Genomic DNA, 20,178 nt, shown 5'->3' with positions numbered 1-20,178 from the left:
TTCTCCTATAAATTAAAAACGCATTCGCATTATTTCTTGATATGTTTCCATAAGCTTATTTCTAAACTCCAACAATATCTGAAAGCTCAGCCCAGCCTTTTCTACGGCTATCATGGCATCATGCAGATCTTCGACTTCTCCGCTCACAACGCCGATTATTTTTTCTCCGGCGGCTTTTTGTGCCGCATTCACCTCTCCGAGAAAGCTGCTAAATGAAATTCCGCTGCCGGTTTTTTGATCATGACTTATCTTTGCAGGAAGCTTTATTCCCGGTATTACGTGTCTTATTTGATCTATTGATTTCATCGAATGCGTAAATCAAATCTTGATGTTTACAAGCATGCCTCTTGGCAGATCACTGATTTTTTCTTCATTATTATCAATCAAGCTTTTGACTTTCAGTAACGCATCGGAGCCGAATAGTTTTTTTATGGAACTCTGCTCATCGGCGCTTAATAATTCCCTTAAAATGCTGTTACTTGAAGTTGGATCACTGCTGGCCGATTTAGTGTGAAGAGGACTGTTTTTTTTCGCAGGATTTTCTTCCGGGCTTTCCGGACTCTCCGAAGTTTGATCCGGCTTATAAAGCGAAATTGCGTTCGAGCTTAGTTTTAAATATTGTGCTGCAATAGGATTAATTTTCATTGTATAACAGTTCTCCTAAATTTCCAGGGATTGCGATATCATCTCTTTAGCTGTATTAAATACCGTCAGATTCGCTTCAAATGCTCTCGACGACATAATCATGTTTACCATTTCTTCGATAATATTAATATTTGGATAACTCACCATTCCCTCTTCGTCTGCGTCCGGATGATCGGGCTCATATATCAGTTTCGGGGATTCGTTAATCCTTTGAATGCTCAGAACTTCAACGCCTGAAAACTCTTTGCCGAAGTTTGATCCTAATTCGCTAATGAGAAGACTGCTAAAGTCCGAGGCATTCTTTTTTTCCTTAAGTATTACAGTTTGCCTCTTGTAGTAAGACCCGCCTTCAACCCTGGTTGTGTGAATATTTGCGACGTTCGAGGATATTGCATCTATCCTTGCCCTTTGAGCGGTCATACCGCTTGCACTGATACCGAGAGCTCCGAATATTCCGCTTAACCTCGGCATAACTACCTTACCCTTCCTGTTATACTTGATTTGAGACTGGCAAGCTGCCTTCTCATCATATTCACCGCAAACTTGTAATACAAATGGTTTCTTGCCAAATCAGCCATTTCCTCATTTATATTTACATTGTTGGGTGCGCCGGCATCGGGTTTTTTGCTGGACTCGACTATCTTAAAATCAACTACAGCCGCGTTTTCCATGTCATCAAAATCTCCGGCTTCCGTCATTGATCCCTCTCGATGCATCTGTAATAGAGATTGTAAACTTTCCTCGAAATCTACTGATTTTTTCCGGTAGCCGTTCGTAGATACGTTCGCAATGTTCTGTGCGATAACCCGGTGCCTGACAGCTCCTAAATCAAGGATTTTTTTTAGAATGGGTATTAGTGTCTTATTACCGATAATATCGTTAATCATTCAAGTCTCCATTCCATCGAAATCAATGATTACAATTAGTATGCCACAAATATCTGTGCATAACCAAGAGTTTCTATCTGGTTGATATTTAATTGTTTAAGAGATTTGTGGATCTCTCTTTTTGAACAGAATCTAATTCATCGAGTAGGAAAAATTTGCCTTGTACAGGGGAAAAACTTCCCCAAAGACTTGATTATTTTAGAGAACGCCTTCTTTTCTGTACCGATTAATCTTATTACGCAGCGTCCGGGCGGTAATGCCCAGTTCCTTTGCCGTCTTGGATCTATTCCCGTTGTTGAAGTTTAGTGAGTTTAAGATCAGTTCTCTTTCCGCTCCTTCGATAGTGCCGGTAGTAAAAGAATTCTGTGTGCGTTTCTTCTCCCTTACTCGACCGTCGAGCGCTTCAAGCACATCCTCAGGCGATAACTCATCATTTTTGGACAGGACAACCGCTCGTTCCAGCTTATTCTCCAACTCCCTGACATTACCCGGGAAGTCCATTGATAGTAGTGTCTTGATAGAATCTTCCGAAAGACGCAGTTCGGGTTTGCCATATTTACTCGCCACTCTTCTGACAAAATAATGTGCTAACAGGGGTATGTCCTCCTTCCTTTCACTTAATGACGGCAGAAATATCGGGACGACATTCAACCTATAAAATAAGTCTTCCCTGAAGTTACCATCATTGATCTCATCCTCGATATTTCGATTAGTAGTGGCTATGACCCTCACTTTTACCTTTTTGAAATTTTCGTCGCCCACACGCTGGATTTCACCTGTTTGAAGCACACGAAGCAACTTTGCCTGGAGCGCCAATTCCATTTCACTTATTTCATCCAATAAAATGGTACCCCCGTTTGCAAGTTCGAACATTCCTTTTCTGTCTTTCACGGCTCCGGTAAATGCACCTCTTACGTGCCCAAAGAGTTCACTTTCCATAAGACCGGCAGGCAATGCCGCGCAATTTACTCTTACGTATGGTTTATCTTTTAATTTACTTCTTTCTTGCAGTGCGTTGGCCACCATCTCTTTTCCGGTTCCCGTCGGCCCCTGAATAAAGACAGTAACGTCTGTATGGGCTATGTGGTCTATAGTATTAAAAATCTCCTTCATAGCGTCGCTTCGCCCGAGCATATCACCGTAATGGTTGTCACCTGTATTAAATGAATTAATCGTCTTGTCCTGATACGACTTAAAGTAATTGTTAGTCAATTCCGAGATTTTTTTTATGGTAAACGGCTTTGTAATGAAGTCGAATGCGCCAAATTTAATTGACTCCACCGCTTCTTCGATAGTCCCGTAACCGCTCATTACTATTACTCCCACAGGCGGTGATTCCATTTTTATTTTCTTTAAAAGATCCAATCCGGTCATCTCTGGCATTTTAAGGTCTGTAATAACCAAATCTACCGATTTTTTCTTGAGTATCTCTAATGCCTCGCTGCCGCGGGAAGCCACTTGAACTTGATAATTTTTTATATTTAATGCTTTTGTAAGGTAATGACCGATTTTTGGTTCATCATCTACTACCAAAATTTCTCTTTTTCTCATTAATTCTCATGTCTCTGTTTCTTTATTGTTGGTTGATTTATAAATGAGGAGTATTCATGTACCAGCTGATGATATAAGCGCATTACATCATCGGCGTCCTCAGGATACGAGGTGGAGCTTACATTTATCACCATCTCTTTTGATACGGATTCCGACAATATTGATTGGAAATCATAGCTCATACTGTTCGCGACAAGCTCAGTTTCAATTTTACTTCTTCCGTATAATGATGTTAAGAATGCGTCTATACCTATCTGCATCAGATCATCGTTTTCATTAATTTTTTCCTGGATCAAAGAACCTAAAGTTTCCATACCCTTTAAAAATGTCTCACCCGATAAACGGGAATCGGAGTTTAAAATTACTCTGAAAAAAACGAATGCTACTGACCCACCATACGCATCAACGATTTGCGTTGACTTCTTCATTCGTTTTTTCAATCGAACCAGAGTACCCTGTCTATAAGAGGGTATGCGGTTTTCTTCTTCGATAATTCTTAGTTGCGGACCGAGTTGGTTTGCGAGAACTCTTAATAGCTTCTGTTTTTCGGTAGAAAGGGGTCCCTCACTCGAATCGGTAACTACGCAAATAAATCCTGCTAACCGCGAACTGACATTCATTGGAATCAGCCAAACCTTACTGTTATCGGTTACGTTCCTATCATAAGAGCTATGATTGAGCATCGAGAGATCGTCTATTTCGGCAATTCCTTTACCTTTAATCAGTGTCATTAACTTCTCGTCGTTTGTGTCTATTGACAAATCCGGAAAGGTCTTCTCAAAATCACCGACTCCCCTTGCAGGTGTGTAAATGTTGGATCCATTAGAATTCAAGAGAATCCCTGCGGAATTTATTCCTATTCCGATGCTGAGTGTATCTTTCGCAAAACTCAAGACAGCATCACGGCTCGATGAATTTACGACGATGTCATTGATGTCATACAAGGTAGACAACTCTTTTAAATGTTTTTCACGTTCTATAGAGAGTTGTTTGATTTCATTTATTAACCTTCTTCTTTCGAACGCCAGCTCTATCGTATGGATAAGCTCCTCGTACTTAAAAGGCTTCAGTATGAAATCATAAACATTCTGTTTTAACGATTGTATTGCCAAATCCATCGTCCCGTAACCGGTGATTATTATTACGTCACTCTCATAACGCTCCTTGTTCACCTTGCGGGCAATATCAAGACCTGAGACTCGGGGCATCTTAAAATCCGTGACGATAACATCAAAATGCTCTTCATCGAGCCTTTTGATAAATTTTTCAGAATCCGTTTCCCCTTCAACCTCAATCCCGCTGCTTTTCAAAAGATCGACGAGGCTGGATACGACTTCTACTTCATCATCAATTATTATTACTCGTTCAGTGTTATTTTCTGTGCTCAACCGTTATAGCCCCTTCTTCGAGCTTGAAAACCGATCCCAATAGCTCTTGTTGCACAAGATATTCCTCCGTATCAATGTTAATGATCACACCCGGAAATACCTTTGACACGATCTCAATTTTCTTTTCGACGTCCTTGTTCAGCGAATTGGCAAGTAGTCCGACCTTCTCCTCTTTCATTCTTTCCAATTCAGCTCTGATTTCTTCGTTGGCATGAATTAATAGTTCCTTACCGGATTTCTTATCTCTCGGGAGTTTTTCTACCCGCTCTTCCAACAACTCGATAAACTGTATTTGTCTTTCATTTGTCTTCATTTTTTGAGATAATTCTTTCAGCTGCTTATCTAATTCTAATACTCTCTGTAGCGCTGCACCGTCAAGGTTCCTTCCGATCTTAAGCTGTGTCGGTATCCTCTTTGTAGATCCGGCAACTTTCGCTCTTATGCTTTCTTTTGAACTGATCTTCCCTCCCCTGATAGTTCCTTCGCTGTCGAGTACTCTGATACAGCCCTCAGCATTTAATTCACTATTCAAAATATATCTCCCGGCTATTACGTTATTCCCTACAGTGATATTTGCGTCTTGAATAAATCCCGTCTCCAGATCTTTTGCTGCGATGATCTTGGATTTGTTCTTACCTAATATCCCGTGTAATACTCTGATACTGCCTTTTCGCGAAATCAGCCTCGCAGATTCAGCGCAGCCCGTAATCTCTATATCACCATCCGCTTCAACTATGAAACCCGGTCTCACGTCGCCGTTGATTTTTATATTTCCAAGAAAGTCTATATTCCCCGTATCGTAACCTACATCTCCGTCTACGGTGAATGTATCCTCAACATGCACCAAATCATTTTCTGTGGATATAATCCCGCTCTTCGCTGCAGTTAACGATAAACCGTCCGCTGATTTCAGTGTATTTCTGCCTGAAGGAAGAGGAATATCTTCGGGTTGAAATTCGATTTTTCCCCCGGTGAGAGTTCTTCCGGGCGAACCTTTACTTGCCGGAAGTTTCTGGGCAATCAGCTCTCCTTTTCTAATTTGGATTTTCCCTGAAGAGTGCGTCTTTCCTATTGTATTACTTGGGAAATACTGTGAATCGCCTTCTGATAAAAGATCAAATTCATACAAAATTTTTGCGTCAAAACCATTTTTAGGCGGTGATCCTTCGGCTATCAAAATATGATTGGATGATTCTTCGTTATTGATATAATGTTCGACAACGCTATCCATTAAACCGCCAGTCACTCCAAGCTTTCCGGCAAGAGCGTACACAACGTCTAACGAAGGAGTTCCCTCATTAAGTTCCGGGTCATATGTCATGTATAATCGCATTTCGTCAACGGATAATAAGAGGGTAAGCCCTCCCTCATTTACTGTTTTCTCTATTTCCTCTTTATCTATCTGATTTAAAACTTTCATGTTATGGCCGTTCTCTAAATTAATTTTTTTGCTTATTTTATATTAGGTGCATACACATTCGAGTCAAACTGTTTGCAATTACTATGCCAGTATTCTTCAATTGATGTCAGTCCCATTGTGAATTAAATTTAACTAATTCTCAGGGAGGTTTAATTTGCTCTCGCTCAGTGAGTTTTGAACATCCTTAATAATTCTTTCTCTCTTACATAGACCGGAAATTATCCTGCAAGATAGTAAAAGGTGATTTTTACCGATACGAATATTTCGACATATGATTATCATAATGGCGGAATACTGCCATATAATTAGAAGCGTTTATAAACCCGGAGCAGATTACCTCTCGATAATATCTTCTTCTCATTTTAGAATCAAATTGGGAATTCTCGGATCATTGTGAAAGTTGTTTTAAAAGCTGTTGACTTATTGAAACTAATAATTTATAATCGTTCTTAATAAACGATTCTAAATTGAGGAACAGATTTGAGTCCTGAGAGCGAGAAATTCGATGCACGACAAAAAGCCCTTGAGGCGCACCTGGAAAAATTCAATGAACTTCAAAATCAGGGTAAATTTAAAGAGGCAATGGAGCAATATGCTAAGACAATCGAGTATGCTCGCGAGTCAATAAATCTATCGTTAAAAGTCCTTGATAAATCCGTTTCGAAAATCGTATCTTTGGATTCGGAAAAGAAAGCTCGAATTAAAGAAATCTCGGATAAAACCTCCGTTCAGTTGAACGAACGTGACATTTTGAAAGACCTTCTGAAAGACAGTACCTTTTTCAGTTCTCAGAATTAAAAATTATATTTGACACCTAACTTATCGGATTGTGGCGGCATGCGTTCGTATGCTAATTCCACATGTGCGGGATTGGTTTAGTATAGCCGGGCATTACTCTTGCCCCGCAGACCCCTTATTAAGATAAAACCGGAGCGTGCTGCGCGGGATTTTCAGCAGCTTTGCCGCTTTACTTTTATTTCCGTTCGTTAGTTCAAGTACTTTGGAAATCACTTCTTTACGAGCTTCCCAGAGAGGATTTTCATTGTTAAGAAGGTCGAGGTTTATGTCCATTTTTATGATGTCGAACTCTTTGCTTGAAATCTGAGTATCTACGTCTTCAAAGGTTATATAATTGCTGCTACTGATTATTATAGCCCTTTCGACAAGGTTTTTTAACTCCCTGACGTTGCCATCCCACGGGAGCGCCCGAAGATACGCTTTAACCCTCTCCTTAAAACCCTTGATATGATTGTTATACTTTCTGTTAAAATATTCAAGAAAATATTCTGCAAGCGGTAAAATCTCATCTTTCCGATCCGCTAACGGAGGGATATTCAAGTGAACGACGTTCAGCCGATAGAAGAGATCTTTTCTGAATTTTTTTTCCTTTACCCGTGCCGCAAGGTTCGCATTAGTTGAAGCCATTATTCTGACATCCGAATATTGAAGCTCGGCGCTGCCCAATTGATAATATTCTTTTGTTTCCAGAAATCTTAGAAATTTTGTTTGTAGTTCGGTAGGAAGCTCTCCCACTTCATCGAGAAGCAGTGTTCCGCCTTCCGCCTGCCCGACGAATCCGACTTTACCTTTTAGTCTCGCACCGGTAAATGCTCCGGATTCATAGCCGAATAATTCGCTCTCAATTAAATCTTTCGGCAGTGTCGCACAATTAATTGCTACAAACGGCTTATCTTTCCTGCTCGATTGGTTGTGAATATATCTTGCTAAGAGCTCTTTTCCCGTACCGCTTTGTCCCTGGATGAGGATCGTGGAATTTCCTCCTTTGGCTGCTTTACGCGCTAATTTGATCGTAGGTTCGAACGCCTCACCATAAAAAAATTGCTCTCTCCTTCTCCCGATGGAGATAGTGATTTTCTGTAATTTTTGCTTACCGTCTTGAGGTATATCCTTATACGTTGCCCTGTTGACAATATCGACAATTGTCTTTTTATCACTCGGCTTTTCTATGAACTGGTAAGCTCCTTTTTTCATAGCTTCGACTGCAGACCTGACATCCCCATGACCCGTAACGACTATTACAACTACGTGGGGAGCGATTTCCCTCACTTTCTCAAGGACGTCGAAACCGCTTTCTTTACCTAAAAACAGGTCCAGCAATATTACGTCCGTTTTCGATAGCAGGTCATTTTTGAATACCTTTGCACCGCTGTCTACAGTTCTAACCTCGTATCCTTCTTTCGTTAAGATTCTTGCCAAAGACTTCCTCACCAGTGGTTCATCATCCACGATAAGGAGTGAAGGCTTTAATTCAGAATCCGTCTTTTTGGTCTTCACGTTAACCATACCCGGATTTAATCCCCAAGGTCTTTTTGTTTCTGAATAGGTTCATCTATTTTCCCATATTTAGTACCCTGAATAATAAGGTACAGGTTTTCACGGAATATAAAATCAGATGTGTTCGTTTAAACATTTTTACGCGCCGCAACGGAAAAATAAATTGTTAGCGAGCCCCGTTTTGGTGCTTATTGAGCACATCCTTGTCTCCTCCCATGACTTCATTCTGTGTCCCCAAGGGGATTTGAACCCCTGTTGCAGGGTCGAAAACCCTGAGTCCTAAACCTGGCTAGACGATGGGGACTTTTCTCTGCGCTGGGAAATGTACTAAGCTTCATGTGATATTGCAAATAATTTTTTTGCCGCATCTTTCGTAGAACAACCTATTTAATCAGAATTAAATTTACATTGCGGGACTAACCGGAAAGAGCAAAGAATATTTGATTTATATCGTTATCCAGCCTATATTTTTCCCAGATGCTGGGGTAGCTCAGATGGATAGAGCGCCTGACTGTGGATCAGGAGGTCGCGGGTTCGATTCCCGCCTCCAGTACTGATTACGATAGATAGCCGTAATCAAGTTTGGTGTATATTGGGTGCAGAATAAGTCTGATTCCATTTGCTTTTAGAACTTCACTCGCAAGGATACCATATAGAAATTGACAAAAAAACCAATCAAACCTAAACCTCGTACCGTCAAAGGATTTAAAGACTCGCTCTGGGGTGAGTCTTTCAACCGTAGAATGATGCTGGAGCGAATTCAAGCCGTTTACGAACTTTACGGCTTCCAACAGATAGAGACTCCGGCGCTTGAATATGTGGACGTGTTAGGAAAGTTTCTACCCGACGGTGACACACCGGAGGAAGGCATTTTTGCCTTTGAATCTGAGGATGAATGGGTGGCGCTGCGGTACGATCTAACCGCTCCTCTTTCAAGAGTCATCGCCCAATACCAGAACCTTCCGACACCTTTCAGAAGATATCAGATAGGAAAAGTATGGAGACTTGAAAAACCGGGAGCGGGAAGATTCAGGGAGTTTACTCAGTTCGACATTGACACGGTCGGCACTACCTCAATCCTGGCTGATTGTGAAGTTTGTGCTGCCCTGGTTGATGCTTTCGAAGCGCTCGGGATCGAGAAAAAGGATTTTGAAGTAAAAATAAGTAACCGCAAAATAGTGAATGGCGTGTTAGAATCCGCCGGTATTGAAGTGAGAAACAACGACGGTTCGCTTTCGGACCTTGCTCAAAACGTATTAAGAAGTATTGATAAACTGGACAGGTTGGGTATTAACGGCGTAACTCAACTTCTTACTTCCGGCAGGAAGGACAAATCGGGTGCTTTTATCAAAGGGGCTGAATTATCCGATCGGGAGGTTGATGTCATCGTTCAGTTTCTCGAGGTTCCTCGAAATTCGAGGAGTGAGGTTCTCGATGCGTTATCTGAATTTATGAAAGAGAGCCCCGAAGGTCATACAGGATTAGAGGAGCTCCGTGAGATGGACTCATACCTGAACGATATGGGATATGACGAGGACACTATCTTGTTTGCTCCGACAGTTGTAAGAGGCATGGCATATTATACCGGACCGGTATTCGAGGCTAATTTGACATTCGAAATCAAAGATGAGAAAAACCGTAAAAGAGAATTCGGCAGCGTTGCCGGGGGAGGAAGGTACGACGATCTTATAGAACGGTTTACCGGACAAAAAACTCCAGCTACCGGTATTTCCATCGGCGTGGATAGACTTCTTGCTGCGCTATCAACCATAAAACAGAATAAAGACACTCTGATTAACGCACCCGTTGTCGTAACCGTTATGGATAGCGATAAGATCAGTGACTATATAAAAATTACATCCGAATTACGCTCTTCCGGAATTTCAGCTGAGACATATCTCGGCAGTGGAGGTTTCAACAAACAGATGAAATACGCCGATAAAAGAGGAGCGGCCGTAGCGGTCATCGTCGGATCTGATGAGTTTGCCAAAGATCAGGTTACAGTCAAAGACCTCATGCTCGGCAAGGAATTGTCCGAGAGTTTTCAGGAGCGCAAAGAGTGGCTCGCAGAACAACCTTCACAAGTGACTGTCCCCCGTTCAGACCTGATAAAAACAGTCAGTCAGATTCTTGCGAGATATCAGAGTGAGTGAAAACGGGGGGAAATTCATTGATATAATGGGTGAGAAAGTGGCTTATCCCATCATTCTAAGCCATCTTCCCGAGCATAGATTAACAATAAATCAACTTATAGCGGTCGCATGCGGGAATTCGAATAATAATTTCGCAACGGTTGAAATAGACCCCCTCAGCATTGCAAGATGTGAACGCAGCGCGGAATATATAAGCGACGCCGTTCATATTGCTGCAAAATTGTCCAAAAGTTTGGGCGATGATGACGAGATCGATTATCGCCAGCTGATTTACGGTGTAAATACCGGCTTCGGCAACAATAAGGATAAGCCGATCAAGAGTTATGCCGATGCATGCCGTCTTTCAGTGAATTTGATTTACAGTCATTTAACTGCCGTTGGTGATCCGCTTCCAGTAGAAATAGTTCGAGCGGCAATACTGATACGGCTGAGAGCGTTTGCGGAAGGACGCTCTGGAGTCAGGCCGGAAATTCTATTCTTGCTGAGGGATATGCTGAATAACTGTGTTCATCCGCTGATACCGTCGCAGGGAAGTCTCGGTTCCTCAGGCGACCTTTGTCAATTAGCCCACCTCGCGGTAGTGATGATCGGAGGGGGCAAAGCGTGGCACGAGCCTGATTTTCTATCAAACGGCGAAAAAGATTCTCCCCCCGTCAGTGGAAATGAAGCCCTCAGCTCGGCGGGTCTCCAGATTCCACCCGTGCCGGAACCGATAAAAAACTCGGGTGAGGTCAATATCCATCTCGCACCAAAAGAAGGATTGGCTCTTACCAATGGGGCAACAATTTCCGCAGCGATAACCGCTATTTCTATATTCGATTCTTCGGTCGTGCTTAAAACTGCTAACATTATCGGTTCACTCTCGCTTCAATCGTTAGGGGGATTCAGCAGGGCGTTCGATGAAAAAGTTCACAGAGCAAGACCTTACCGCGGACAAATTTCCGTTGCAAAAGATATAAACAGGTATATAAAAGACTCAAATCTTATTGACAGAGCGGCAGAAGGTCATCATCAGCAAGACGAATATTCAATACGAGCGATACCTCAAGTACACGGCGCTGTGCATGACGCACTTTCACATACGCACGAGCAGATAGAGATAGAGATAAATTCTGCAACTGATAATCCTCTCATCTTCATCGAAGATGAGGACAGCCCGGACAGTGTCGATGACAGCTCTTCCATCAGCGAATGGAAGACTTATTCCGCCGCTAATTTTCACGGCGAACCGGTAGGGTTCGCGGCGGATTACCTTAAAATAGCTATAGCAGAATTGGGCGGCATATCCGAAAGGCGTATGCAGCTCCTTCTTGACCCCAAAAACAACAGGGGGATGCCGGCGAATCTGTCGTCAGGAACAGATGGACTCGATTCCGGAATGATGCTTTATCAGTACATGGCTGCAAGCCTCGTTGCGGAAAATAAAATATTATGTCACCCTTCGTCCGTTGACAGCATCCCTACCTCAGCAAATATCGAAGACCACAATGCAATGTCAACGACAGCGGCGCGTCATTTGAGAATGGTTGTAGAAAACGTTACAAAAGTCCTGGCTGCGGAACTTCTCGTATCACTCCAGGCGCTCGATTTGAGGATAAGAGGAGATTTTCCGCTAACCGCCCACAATGGCAGAAAGCTCGACGGAGAGTATAAGCTGAACAGTGTAGCGGCCGGCGTGCTCGAATTGGTTCGTAACGGCACCGATAATCTTCAGAGCATTCCGTTTATAAATACCGATGCAGATTTTTACGAACATCCTCCTAACGAATCAATAGAAAGAGCCGCGCAATTAATTCACTGGGGCAAAGTCGTTCTTGAGGCTGAAAGACAGTAGGAACTTAGTCAATTCGAGAAAATTTTTCTCTTAACTGAGTAATCAATCTCTGGTTTAATTGATCCCTAACTTCACGGAATACGCCTAAAACTTCCTCCTCACTTCCGATTGCATCCGCGGGGTCCCTAAATCCCATATGGATTACCTCTGCCTGTGATGGAAACAGGGGACAGCTCTCACGCGCTTCGTCGCACAGCGTAATAATAAGATCGAATTCTTTATTTAGATATTCGTCTACATTGCTGGCAGATTGACCGAAAATATCAATTCCTACCTCCGCCATAACGCTAATTGCTCTGTTATCTATCTCCTTCGGCTCGGTTCCGGCGGAATAAACGTCAACAAAACGACTCAGTTTTGACTTTACCCACCCTTCAGCCATCTGGCTTCTACACGAATTACCCGTGCACAAAAGTAATAGTTTTATCTTTTTCATATTATTCGACAGATTATTGTTATGAAAAGATAATTAAACAGATCGATTAAAAGTATATTCTTCTTACCTGAAGAATCGAATCATTGATTAATCGTTCCGGTCGGACTATATCAAAACGGGATAAATATTTATCCTAAGAATTCAAAACTTTTGTCAATACAGCTTCTAATTCGTCCATCTTGAAAGGTTTAGGCAGGGAACCATTGAATTTCCCGCTTTCGATTTCGTCCATTATTGAGTCCGTCAAATGCCCGCTTGCTATTATGACTTTTACATTCTTATCAAATTTTCTGATTTGCTCAACTGTTTCAATACCACCCATACCTTCGGCTACTGTCAGATCAACTATTACAATATCGAATGGGTCATCACTCTTGAAAGCATTCCTGTAAGCTTCAACAGCTTCTTCTCCGTTACTCGCGAGTTCGACCTCATAGCCGAAATGATTTAACATCCGATTAAGGAGTTGTCTTAATGCGGCTTCATCATCCATCACCAGAATCTTACAGGTATATTCCATCAGCTAAACCAGCTTTCTATTTATCCCTTTAACTAATCTTATCGGTAGATTTAGCCGGCAACTGAAATATGAGTATTTATCTCTTTACAGTGTGTCTCTCATTCCCCGCCTTATTCTTATCATTATGAACTCCAACTCTTTATTCATATTTTTAACTCATGATACAAAACCATTCAAATATTCCTTCTAAGCTGCGGGCAGATTTATATCTTCTCGGGATTACCGTCATCTGGGGTTCTTCCTTCATCGCCGTGAAAGTCGCCTTAGACTTTAGTTCACCGTTATTATTTCTGACGTTCCGGTTCTTTTTAGCCTCGATAATACTTTTTATCCTGTTTAGAAAAGTAATTCTCAAGTTAGATAAGGATACCCTTCGTGCGGGAATTATCATGGGTTTTCTATTGGGCGTTGGATTCGGAGCCCAGACTTACGGACTCGATTATACAACTGCTTCGAAATCTGCTTTTGTAACCGGAACGTTCGTTGTTATGGTCCCGTTCTTTTCCATGATATTCGAAAAAATCATACCGCGGAAATTACTCTGGGTTGGTGTATTCCTTGCTATAATCGGATTATATTTTCTAACGTCTCCTGAAGGAAACAGCTTTAACTACGGCGATCGGTTCACGGCTGTCGGTGCGGTAGCCTTCGCCGCACATACGGTGGCGTTGCAGATTTACAGTAAGCGGTATAATTTTATTCAGCTAACATTCCTTCAAGTATTCGTTACCGGACTGATAGGGCTCATTACCACAATTCTATTTGAAACACCCCGCTTTGAAATCAACGTAACCCTGTTATCGATTATCATCGGCACTGCGCTTTTTCCTACTGTGTTAAATTTTTACATAATTACAAAATACCAGCGATATACTTCATCGACAAGAGCGGCAATTATATATTCATTCGAACCGGTCGCAGCCGCGCTCATAGCATACATAATCCTTGGAGAGGTTTTAGGAATTCGTGGAATTATCGGAGGCGCACTGATATTCGGGGGCATGATAATATCAGAATTGAAAAAGAAGCAGGATTAAAAACTGTGCAAACACTTCCGGTTTGTCAGCATTCGCTTTTTGTCAGCTTTTTAACTCTTTCTTCAGCAGATAACTTTTCCATAAAACATAGATCGCCGGTATCAGAAGTAGCGTCAGAACTGTCGAGGATATCATTCCCCCCACCATCGGAGCAGCTATCCTCCTCATAGCCTGCGCTCCCGTTCCGTGACCCCACATGATCGGAAGCAATCCGGCTATTATCGCCGACACCGTCATTATCTTCGGTCTTAATCTGAGCGCAGCTCCTTCATACACGCACTCCTTGATGTCCTCTAACGTTTTTATCTTTCCTTCTTCCTTCCATTTTTTATAAGAGAGGTCCAGATAGATGAACATGATGACTCCGGTTTCCGCCGCCACACCGGCAAGCGCAATAAAGCCGACCCATATTGCCACGCTGAACTCGTACCCCAAGAAATAGATGAGCCATATGCCCCCTATAGGAGCAAGAAAAATCACCAAAAGCATCACAAGACTGGCTTCGATAACATTTTTAAAATTGAAATACAGTAACAGGAATATTATTACTAAAGTCAGCGGTATGAGTAAGCGAAGCTTTTCGTTTGCAGCCTGCATATACTCGTATTGTCCGCTCCACACAAGGCTGTACCCTTCCGGCAGATTTATTTCCCTGCTTAAGATCTCTTTTGCGTTTTTTACATAAGTCCCGATATCAATTCCAGCCAGGTCCACGTAAACATACGCGGTTCTTCTCGCGTTTTCACTTTTTATGACAGGAGGGCCTTTCTTGATTGAAATGTTTGCAACCTGTTTTATCGGTATTTGCGCCCCTGTGGGAGTTGGTATCAAAATCCGCTCCAATTTCTGGAAATCGTCTCGCAATTCCCTTCCATACCTGACGTTTACAGGATATCTTGCCAGACCCTCGACCGTATAAGTTACGTTCATTCCTCCGACGGCGGTCATGATTACGTCCTGAATATCACCGACTGTGAGGCCGTAGCGCGCTGCTTCCTTCCTGTCGATATTATAATCAAGAAAATTACCTCCTACTACCCTCTCGGCATAGACACTTAATGTACCCGGTATATCCCTGACAACTCCTTCGATCTCTTGTCCGATGCGGTTCAAAACTTCGAGGTCTTCACCCATTATCTTGATACCGACAGGTGTTTTAATACCTGTGCTAAGCATGTCTATTCTCGTCTTAATCGGCATCGTCCAGGCGTTGGTCAAACCCGGAAATTGAATTGCATTATTCATCTCTTCAATGAGTGACTCGGTAGTTACTCCTTCCCTCCATTCATCTTCGGGTTTGAGAGTGATTATAGTCTCTATCATGGAGAGCGGGGCGGGGTCTGTGGCTGTTTCAGCTCTGCCTACCTTGCCGAAAACAGTTTCTACCTCAGGAAACGAGGCGATTATCTTGTCCGTTTGCTGAAGAATCTCTTTCGCCTTGGATATTGAAATTCCCGGAAGTGTCGTCGGCATGTACAGCAGATCACCCTCGTTTAACGGAGGCATAAATTCCGAACCCAATTTGCTGAAAGGAAGGTAGGTTACAACAACAAGCAAAAGAGATATTGCAATTGTAGCTTTTCTGTATTTTAGTACGGTGCGTATTAGAGGGCGGTACAAAAAAAGTAAAAACCGGTTTACAGGGTTTTTATGTTCGGACATGATCTTCCCTCTTATGAGGTAACCCATGAGAACCGGTACTATCGTAATTGAAAGTATTGCTGCCGCTGCCATCGCATACGTCTTTGTGAATGCGAGCGGTTTGAACAGCCTTCCCGATTGTCCGGTGAGAGTGAACACGGGTATAAAGGAGACCGTTATTATCAGCAGTGAATAAAAAAGAGGCGGACCTACTTCCTTCGAGGCGTCGATAACCAATTGCCATCTGTTTTTTCCCGGATCATGCTCGATGTGTTTATGAACGTTCTCTATCATAACTATCGCCGCATCGATCATTGCTCCGATAGCTATGGCGATTCCACCCAGCGACATTATGTTGGCATTCAATCCTTGCTGATTCATGACGATAAACGCCATCAATATCCCTACCGGCAGTGTAAATATCGCTACAAAAGCGCTTCTGATATGCAGGAGAAACACAAGGCACACGATTGCGACTACGATAGTTTCTTCTATCAGCTTTTCCTTAAGAAATTTTATCGCGTTCAGTATCAAACCCGATCTGTCATATACGGTTTTTATGGTTACTCCTTCGGGGAGTCCGCTTTTGAGATCTTCTAATTTTTGTTTGACCCTTTCGATTGTCGCCAAAGCGTTTTCGCCGAATCTCATAATAACGATACCGCCGACAACTTCTCCCTCTCCGTTGAGTTCGGCGATCCCTCTCCTCATCTCGGGACCTATATGCACATCCGCAACGTTACTGATCAATATCGGAATCCCGTTTTCACTTACGCTGAGCGGAATATTTTTTATATCTTCGATTCCCTTGATATAACCCAATCCGCGTACCATGAATTCCGTCTCCCCCATTTCGATCACACGCCCGCCAACGTCATTATTACTTCGCTTAATCACTTCTCTTACTTTGTTCAACGGAATATTGTATGCTAAAAGTTTGTTCGGGTCCACTTCTACCTGATACTGCTTTACGTAGCCTCCTATGCTCGCCACTTCGGATACACCCTCGACACTGACAAGTTCGTAGCGCAAAAACCAATCCTGTATCGAACGCAGCTCTTGAAGATTGTGCCGGTCACTCTGAAGCACGTATTGGTACACCCAGCCGACTCCTGTCGCATCGGGGCCGAGACTTGGGGTCACTCCCAACGGCAGGCCTTTCGAAACAACGTTAAGCTGCTCAAGCACCCTGCTCCTCGCCCAGTACAAATCGGTGCCATCCTCAAATATTATATAGACGAATGAGAGCCCGAAAAAGGAATAGCCCCTCACCGACTTGGCGAACGGAACTGAGAGCATGGCAGTGGTCAGAGGGTAAGTGACCTGTTCTTCCACTACCTGCGGCGCCTGACCGGGGTAATTTGTAAAAACGATCACCTGAACGTCACTCAAATCTGGAATAGCGTCAAGCGGAGTATTATAAACGCTGTAACTTCCGATCAGTATCATTAATAGAGTAGCAAGGATTACTATGAATCGGTTATTAACCGAGTATTCAATTACTTTTTCGATCATTTCGCTTTGTGCCCTGTCTTAATATCCACGTACTTGAGTGTAACATACGCTTTACGAAGATTTGAAATCAGATATATTCACAACTTACAACAAACTTCCTCAGTGATGACAATATCTTTAAACTGTTGTACCATACATTTCCCTGAAACGACCACCCGTTTTGCTCACTTGATTTCTCCCGTGATTATGTATAAATTCCGGCGATTTTATTATGTACGTTATTTTTCAATTCAATAAGGAAATGATAGCATTAAACAGGTCAATGATTTGAACCGGAAAACCATTCTCTATGTTGAGGACGATGCACGGCAGCGAATCAGTTTCGCTCGAAAGCTCAGGCAAAACGGTTTCAAAGTGGTTGTGGCGTCTTCGGGAAAGACGGGACTCGAAAAATTCCTGAAGAATCCAACCTACGTTATTTTATGCGACCTCAATATGCCGGAGATAAACGGTATAGAAGTTCTCGCTGAAGTCAAAAAAGTGAATCCCGACGTTATCTGCATTGTAACTTCAGCACACGGGTCTATAGACAGTGCATTGGAAGCAATAAAAATGGGCGCCTACGATTTTATCACCAAACCTTTGCATGTCGAAAAATTCAAAACTTCTCTTAACAGAGCGTTTGAGCTAAAGAAATTGGAAAAAGAGGTTCAATCCTATTCTTACATGCTCAAAAATACAATAAAAGAGAGAACTGAGAAACTCAAATACGCAAACAGGCAGCTCTCGGCATTGAACAAATTGTCCAGCCGCCTATCGAGATTCCATGATGAAGAAAAGCTTCTCGATAACGTACCTCACTTCCTGACACGCAGTCTCGACTTTGACAGATCACTACTCATCCTCGAACAGGACGGAAAATTCGTTTTACGCTCCTTCAAGCTGCTTCATGACAGCAAAAAACTGAATAATACTTTTAAGAGATATATCCGTGACGGCAACTTTCCCGTAATCCCTCCTATGATAGAGTGTTTCAAAAAGAATAAGACCATATTTATACTGAATCCAAAAAAGTTTGATTACTGGAATAAAAGCGACTTGTGGAAATTAAAAGGAACATTACCTATTTCATTCGTTCTGACACCGATTCGCATTAAGAACGAACCCATCGGAGTACTCTCGGGGAACATTCAGTATCATGCGAGAGAACTGGACGATCAGGATATTGAGAGATTTGAGACATTTGCAAACATGGTAGGATTAACCTTAGCTAATATCCGATCTTTTCAAAACCTCGAAATTAGAGTCAGAGAAAGGACAGCAGACCTGAAAAACGCAAATACGATGCTTAATTCCAAGGCAAAACAACTTGAGAAAACGACCATGAACTTAGCCGAAGGAAACATCCAGCTGCTGTCAATTCAGGAGATGCTGGAATCAAAAAACGAAGAAATGAAAGATATTCTATCCGATCTTTCTCGAAGCAAAGATGAACTTCAGGCGCTGTTGGACAGTTCAGTCTCCGGGATTATCATGGTAAATCCACAAAATAAAATTGTAGCAGCAAATCCGACTATTAATAAATTATTCGGCGTTGATATCGATAAATTGATCAATAAAAGCTTCGATTCATTCAGTAGCGCTATAAAGTCAAATTTCGAACATCCGATTCATTACACCAAGCAGGTTAAAAAGCTTAAGGAATTAAAGCGTCCGACGAGAGAATCTCACGACCATGCTGCTATTTTTAAAAATGCGCTCAAAACCGTAAAGCCCGCTGAAAGATATATCTCCATATATTCCGCACCGGTTACGGACAGAGATAACAAGATTTTCGGGCGAGTCTGGGCATTTACCGACGTTACTTTGGAAAAAGAGTCCGATGAACAAATCCATGCGATCATTGAAGTCTCTCCGATTCCGTACGTGATCAGCAAGGTTCATGACGGGAAAATCCTGTTCGTCAACAAACCTCTCGCCGATCTTCTCGGCTATTCCGTCAAAGATCTAATCGGAAGGAAAACTCCTGATTTTTATTATAAGAAATCTGATCGTGAGATAGTTCTGAGAGCGCTCAAGAAAGACGGATACCTCAATAATTTTGAAACACAGATATTAAGAGTGGAAGGCGAACCTATCTGGATGATATTTTCACTGGTCATAACTACGATTGCAGGAGAAAAGGTGACCATTGGAGCTTTGTACGATGTCACAAAATTAAAAAATGCTCTCGAAGGTCTTGAATTGGCTAATGAAAATATTAAGAACGCTCAAACTCAGCTGGTACAATCGGAAAAAATGGCTTCTCTCGGAATGCTTGTTGCTGGAGTCGCGCATGAAATAAACAATCCCATCGGCGCTCTCCAAAGCATGCATGATACTTCGGTCCGGGCTATAAATAAGTTAAAATTGTTGTTAAGAGACAAAAAGAAGGACCTTTCCGCGAAATTAAAGGAGATTGATAAAACTCTCAGCGTAATAGATAAGGCAAATGAAGTAATAAAATTAGGAGCCGACAGAGTCAGTTTGATCGTAAAACAGCTAAAGAGTTTTGCCCGCCTGGACGAGGCTGAACTTCAAAAAGCGGATATTCATGAGGGAATTGAACAAGCTCTGATGTTAAGCCTTTATGAGATGAAAAATCGGATTAAAGTGATAAAAGAATTTGGTAAACTTCCCCCTATAAACAGCTACCCTGCGAAACTAAATCAGGTTTATCTTAATATGATCATAAACGCTGTTCAATCTATGCCATTAAAGGGCACCCTGCGAATAAAAACTAAACTCAAACAAAAAAAAATCCATATCGAATTTACCGATTCCGGAGTCGGTATTCCGGAAGCTGATTTGAATAAAATATTTGATCCCGGTTATACGACTAAAGGCGTGGGTGTGGGGACCGGATTGGGGCTGTCA

General features: G+C 42.2%; 16 protein-coding genes and 2 tRNA genes. 6 read left to right on the top strand and 12 right to left on the bottom strand.

The genetic code is table 11. The annotated features are described in order from the left end of the window. Positions 1-12: 12 nt before the first annotated feature. The 7 genes from fliE to IID12_02570 form a co-directional block, all read right to left on the bottom strand. Positions 13-306: a flagellar hook-basal body complex protein FliE gene (gene fliE, locus IID12_02600; GenBank protein ID MCH8287981.1), complete on the bottom strand. Its 294-nt coding sequence runs from the start codon at positions 304-306 to the stop codon at positions 13-15. Between the two features lie 12 nt (positions 307-318). Then, positions 319-645 carry a hypothetical protein gene (locus IID12_02595; protein ID MCH8287980.1) on the bottom strand — a complete coding sequence of 109 codons (327 nt, stop codon included), beginning with the start codon at positions 643-645 and terminating at the stop codon, positions 319-321. Positions 646-660: 15 nt separating this feature from the next. Continuing rightward, positions 661-1,116: a flagellar basal body rod protein FlgC gene (flgC, locus tag IID12_02590; protein MCH8287979.1), complete on the bottom strand. Its 456-nt coding sequence runs from the start codon at positions 1,114-1,116 to the stop codon at positions 661-663. A gap of 2 nt (positions 1,117-1,118) precedes the next feature. Then, entirely contained in the window at positions 1,119-1,532 is a 414-nt protein-coding gene (gene flgB, locus IID12_02585; GenBank protein ID MCH8287978.1) for a flagellar basal body rod protein FlgB, read from the bottom strand. Between the two features lie 198 nt (positions 1,533-1,730). Then, positions 1,731-3,083 carry a sigma-54-dependent Fis family transcriptional regulator gene (locus IID12_02580; GenBank protein ID MCH8287977.1) on the bottom strand — a complete coding sequence of 451 codons (1,353 nt, stop codon included), beginning with the start codon at positions 3,081-3,083 and terminating at the stop codon, positions 1,731-1,733. Continuing rightward, complete coding sequence (locus IID12_02575; GenBank protein ID MCH8287976.1) at positions 3,083-4,471, bottom strand: response regulator; 1,389 nt, start codon at positions 4,469-4,471, stop codon at positions 3,083-3,085. Before IID12_02575 ends, IID12_02580 begins: the two co-directional genes overlap by 1 nt. Continuing rightward, complete coding sequence (locus IID12_02570) at positions 4,455-5,891, bottom strand: DUF342 domain-containing protein (GenBank protein ID MCH8287975.1); 1,437 nt, start codon at positions 5,889-5,891, stop codon at positions 4,455-4,457. The genes IID12_02575 and IID12_02570 overlap by 17 nt, the downstream gene beginning before the upstream one ends. 480 nt (positions 5,892-6,371) lie before the next feature. Here IID12_02570 and IID12_02565 point away from each other — a divergent pair, with 480 nt between their 5' ends. Continuing rightward, positions 6,372-6,689, top strand: a complete 318-nt coding sequence (locus IID12_02565) for a hypothetical protein (GenBank protein ID MCH8287974.1) — start codon at positions 6,372-6,374, stop codon at positions 6,687-6,689. 93 nt (positions 6,690-6,782) lie between these two features. Here IID12_02565 and IID12_02560 read toward each other — a convergent pair whose 3' ends face one another. After that, entirely contained in the window at positions 6,783-8,195 is a 1,413-nt protein-coding gene (locus IID12_02560) for a sigma-54-dependent Fis family transcriptional regulator (protein MCH8287973.1), read from the bottom strand. A gap of 220 nt (positions 8,196-8,415) precedes the next feature. Continuing rightward, positions 8,416-8,490: transfer RNA gene (locus IID12_02555), tRNA-Glu, on the bottom strand. Between the two features lie 175 nt (positions 8,491-8,665). On the opposite strand from IID12_02555, the gene IID12_02550 reads away from it, so the two are divergent. The 3 genes from IID12_02550 (at position 8,666) to IID12_02540 (ending at position 12,173) form a co-directional block, all read left to right on the top strand. Continuing rightward, positions 8,666-8,739: transfer RNA gene (locus IID12_02550), tRNA-His, on the top strand. Positions 8,740-8,845: 106 nt separating this feature from the next. Beyond that, positions 8,846-10,339, top strand: a complete 1,494-nt coding sequence (locus tag IID12_02545) for a histidine--tRNA ligase (GenBank protein ID MCH8287972.1) — start codon at positions 8,846-8,848, stop codon at positions 10,337-10,339. Further along, a complete protein-coding gene (locus IID12_02540) occupies positions 10,332-12,173 on the top strand; it encodes an aromatic amino acid lyase (GenBank protein ID MCH8287971.1) in 1,842 nt (613 codons plus the stop codon). Before IID12_02545 ends, IID12_02540 begins: the two co-directional genes overlap by 8 nt. 4 nt (positions 12,174-12,177) lie before the next feature. Here IID12_02540 and IID12_02535 read toward each other — a convergent pair whose 3' ends face one another. Both IID12_02535 and IID12_02530 read right to left on the bottom strand, forming a co-directional pair. Beyond that, positions 12,178-12,609, bottom strand: a complete 432-nt coding sequence (locus IID12_02535) for an arsenate reductase ArsC (protein ID MCH8287970.1) — start codon at positions 12,607-12,609, stop codon at positions 12,178-12,180. Between the two features lie 133 nt (positions 12,610-12,742). After that, on the bottom strand, positions 12,743-13,129 hold the full coding sequence (locus IID12_02530; GenBank protein ID MCH8287969.1) for a response regulator: 387 nt from the start codon (positions 13,127-13,129) through the stop codon (positions 12,743-12,745). Positions 13,130-13,287: 158 nt separating this feature from the next. Here IID12_02530 and IID12_02525 point away from each other — a divergent pair, with 158 nt between their 5' ends. Then, complete coding sequence (locus IID12_02525) at positions 13,288-14,166, top strand: DMT family transporter (GenBank protein MCH8287968.1); 879 nt, start codon at positions 13,288-13,290, stop codon at positions 14,164-14,166. Positions 14,167-14,208: 42 nt separating this feature from the next. On the opposite strand, the gene IID12_02520 is transcribed toward IID12_02525, so the two are convergent. Continuing rightward, complete coding sequence (locus IID12_02520) at positions 14,209-17,322, bottom strand: efflux RND transporter permease subunit (protein MCH8287967.1); 3,114 nt, start codon at positions 17,320-17,322, stop codon at positions 14,209-14,211. A gap of 267 nt (positions 17,323-17,589) precedes the next feature. On the opposite strand from IID12_02520, the gene IID12_02515 reads away from it, so the two are divergent. Further along, a partial coding sequence (locus IID12_02515) for a response regulator (protein MCH8287966.1) occupies positions 17,590-20,178 on the top strand: 2,589 nt, incomplete at its 3' end.

This window comes from Candidatus Neomarinimicrobiota bacterium, assembly GCA_022567655.1.
Lineage (GTDB): Bacteria > Fidelibacterota > SORT01 > SORT01 > SORT01 > JADFGO01.
The sequence above is the reverse complement of the archived record's forward strand: the minus strand, read 5'-3'. Positions and strand labels throughout refer to the sequence as shown.